The organism is Muriicola sp. (assembly GCF_049669965.1).
GTDB lineage: Bacteria > Bacteroidota > Bacteroidia > Flavobacteriales > Flavobacteriaceae > Muriicola.
In genome coordinates this window covers 1-3,791 of the sequence record NZ_JBATLB010000071.1, presented here as the reverse complement: position 1 = coordinate 3,791, position 3,791 = coordinate 1, and the positions used below count along the sequence as shown (strand labels likewise).

Genomic DNA, 3,791 nt, shown 5'->3' with positions numbered 1-3,791 from the left:
CCTTTTGGAAAAAATACCAGCGGAAGGATCAGAAATGCAAATCCAAGCATCCAGAAAACATCGTTGGTCAATAGGCCCCGATCTATTACCCTAATTGGTGTTATTAGGGAAGTAATACCCAAAACGGCCAGTAAATTAAAAATATTGGAACCTATAAGGTTGCCTACACTGATAGCCTTTTCCTTTTTAAGAATTGCGATCACGGAGGCCGCCAATTCCGGGATACTGGTACCTACGGATACAATGGTGATACCAATTATACGTTCGCTAACCTGATATAGCGTGGCCAGGCCGATAGCCCCTGAGATCAGAAATTCGGACCCTGCCCACAGGCCTGCCCCTCCCATACCCAGGTATAAAACCGCCTTGTAAAGAGGAAGTGGTTTTATTACTTCCTGTTGTTCTTCCACCACGGCAGGTTGCTGAAAACGCAAAAGATATACAAGGAAAAGAAAAAGTGCAGCAACCATGATGCCACCCTCAAAGGCACTTAGTAATCCATCGAAGTATATAAATAAGAAAAAGAGTATTGACGCAAACATCATTACCGGCCAATCCGTAATGTAAAAGGCTTTTCTCACATCAATAGGACCCAAAAGCAAGACGATACCCAACACCAGCCCCAGATTAGCAATGTTAGAGCCGATAACATTTCCGAGCGCCAGATCCGGAAATCCTTCAATGGCGGCATTTACACTAACGATCAATTCTGGTGCAGAAGTAGCAAAAGATACAATGGTCATGCCTATAATGATCTTTGGTATGCGAAGGTGCAGTGCCAATGCCACTGCCGATTTTAGGAGCCAGTTCCCTCCAAGGATCAAAAGCAGCAGTCCCAGACCAATGAATAGTAAATTCTGCATAAAAGTATTTTGACAAATATAAACTAAACACCCAAAAAGGATTCTCGATGAACTAAGAACCTCTAATTCCCACTAGATCAAGATTTCAAAATGCTCATTATTAGGTACTTGAAAATTTAAAATGTTAAATAACTACAAAAATAGTTGTTTAACTAAATTTTTAGTAATAGGTTTGATTAAACAATATATACCATGCAAAAACTCACCAATAAGGAGGAAGAGATCATGAAGATCTTATGGCGATTAGAAAAGGCCTTTGTCAAGGAGATCCTTGCGGAGATAAAAGAAGACCAGCCCCATTACAATACCTTGTCTACCATAGTCAGGAATCTGGAAGACAAAAAGTATGTGGGCCATGAAGCCTTTGGCAACACCCACAGATATTATCCTTTGATCCCCAAAGAAGCCTATAGAAAGCAATTTGTGAATGCCACTATTGCCGACTTCTACGATAACTCATACAAAAGCCTGGTATCTTTCTTTGCAAAGGAAGAGAAGATCTCCGTAGCAGAATTAAAAGAAATTATTGAACTCATTGAAAAGCAAAAGTGATGGAAACACTATTTGAATATCTACTAAAGTCTTCCGGAATTCTGGGTATCTTCTATGTTGTATATCTGTTGTTCCTTCAAAGGGAAACCCTATTCAAAGAGAACAGACAATTTTTACTTTTCGGTATTTTTTGTGCCCTGGTTTGCCCGTTGCTTACCATCCCCGTCTATATAGAAATAGCGCCCACTACAGCAACCTCCTATGTGTCTGGCTCAGCATCATTCCCGGTGATGGCGCAGGAATCAGTTTTAGATCTTTGGATGATAGCGGCTATGGTCTACGCAGCCGGCGTCCTCTTTTTTACAGCCCGTCTGGTTATTCAGCTCTTTTCGCTGCGAGCCATTCTAAAAGCATCTCCGAAAAAAACAAAAGACGGAACTATTAATTACATTGAAATCTCAAAAAAAATAGCGCCTTTCTCCTTCTTCCATTATATCGTTTACAATCCTTCTTTATATACAGAGGTAGAATTAGAAGCGATACTGGCACACGAGAGAGCACATTCTTCGCAAAAGCATTCCCTGGATATCCTTATAAGTCACCTGCTGACTGTAGTGTTGTGGATCAATCCCTTGAGCTTTTTGTACCGAAATACCATTCGCCAGAATCTTGAATTTCTGGCTGATGTAAGTGCTACTTCTACCCTGCCCTCTTTAAAAAAATATCAATATGCGCTCTTAAAAGTTTCCGGGCATGCGCTGCCCATTCCTATCGTCAATCAATTTTATAATTCATTAATCAAAAAACGAATCGTCATGTTACAAAAATCACAATCAAAAAAAGCCAATGTATTAAAGTCGGCCCTGGTACTTCCAGCCCTGGCGCTCTTCCTTTTCAGTTTTAACACCAAAGAAGTGTACGTGCCCTCTACAGTCAGCACAGATCTTAACTGGTTAGCATCGGATACCGTCGCCAAAATTGAGATTAAAATCACTAAAGATACCTCTGATGAGGACCTGCAAAAGATTAAACAAGACATGGCCAAAGAGGATATCGATTTCTCTTATACGGTGGTGCGTAATGCCAAAAAGGAGATCATTGACCTTAGCGTAGACATGAATGCCAAGTCAAAAAAAGGATCTCAATTCAGAGGCTCATCAAACTTTGAAAATGACGGAGAACCTATTGATCCTGTAACGATTATACTCGATCCGGAAAACCAATTTATTTTTATGGGTGGCGAGGGTTCTCTGGATTCCGAAATTCACAAGGTAAACAGATTAAAAAAAACTGTATACTTTGAAGAAGACGGCACTATGACTAAAGAAGAGAAAGAAAGATTAAGAAAGGAAGGTGCCGAATTTATAATTATTACGGAAGACCTGGAGGATTCATCAGATGAGCAAGAAAATGTGACCAAAAAAACATGGGTTACCAAGAGCGGCGATGATAAAGATGGACAACGGATCATCGTAAAAAGAATTAATGGTGGGGATGACGATGATGATGTGAAGATCATTCGTAAAAAAATAGTCGTTAAAGACGGGGAAGAAGTCATGGAGCTGCATGAAGGAGAAGAACATGATAAACATATTGAGGTAATTACCTCGAAGGGTGGAAAAGGAAAAAATGTGTTTATCATGAAAGACTCTGATGACGAAGAGGATATCGAGATCATTGAAGGAGATGGTGAAGCCTTTTTCTATATAGATGCTGAAAAAGGTGAAAAACCACTGTACATCATAGATGGGAAAGTGGCGAACGAAAAGAAGATGAAAGCACTTTCGCCTAAAGACATCGCAAGTGTAAATGTCTGGAAGGGAGATAAGGCTGTGGAGAAATACGGGAAGAAAGCCAAGGACGGAGTGGTAGAAATTACCACCAAACAGAATTAGGCCTTCAATTCAACTAAAAACTACCATCAACCATCCTTGAAAAACCGATCAGCTATCTGGTCGGTTTTTTTATGAAAAAAGATGAAATCTGGTCTAAAGTGTATTTTTGAGACATATTTTGCCTACAAATTGAAAAAAAGATCCAAAATGGTCCTACAATAATTACAATATGAAATATATAAAAGAATAATATATTGCTATTTATAATTTACTTGTAGAGATAAGGTTTCAGTATAAATTAATATTCATCTTTATACTTACATATATGTATTCAATTTTATTAATAATGCCTGATTTCCTTGGTGCAACGTAGGTGGTTTTCTATCTTCCTCAAATATTACTAAACAATAGACAAGGTCTCATTAAAAACCATTAAAATGATTGCATTAGTTAAAATATTGTTACAGTTCTTTCTGCTGCTTATTGGCATACTCTTATGAAGACCTGGTACAAAAGGTAAGGCGCATATATAGGTAAGATTGTTTATTTTTGACCTATGGGAAAGACGATCTTTAAGCTACTCGCCAAAATCAATAAACGG

General features: G+C 38.7%; 3 protein-coding genes. 2 read left to right on the top strand and 1 reads right to left on the bottom strand.

The window, feature by feature from the left end:
* The coding region (locus WBM49_RS04055) for a calcium/sodium antiporter (protein WP_424370786.1) at positions 1 to 863 on the bottom strand (863 nt) is incomplete at its 3' end.
* Between the two features lie 192 nt (positions 864 to 1,055).
* Between WBM49_RS04055 and WBM49_RS04050 the strand changes: the two genes are divergently transcribed.
* Complete coding sequence (locus WBM49_RS04050) at positions 1,056 to 1,415, top strand: BlaI/MecI/CopY family transcriptional regulator (RefSeq protein ID WP_424370785.1); 360 nt, start codon at positions 1,056 to 1,058, stop codon at positions 1,413 to 1,415.
* Complete coding sequence (locus WBM49_RS04045) at positions 1,415 to 3,250, top strand: M56 family metallopeptidase (RefSeq protein WP_424370784.1); 1,836 nt, start codon at positions 1,415 to 1,417, stop codon at positions 3,248 to 3,250. Before WBM49_RS04050 ends, WBM49_RS04045 begins: the two co-directional genes overlap by 1 nt.
* Positions 3,251 to 3,791 lie beyond the last annotated feature (541 nt).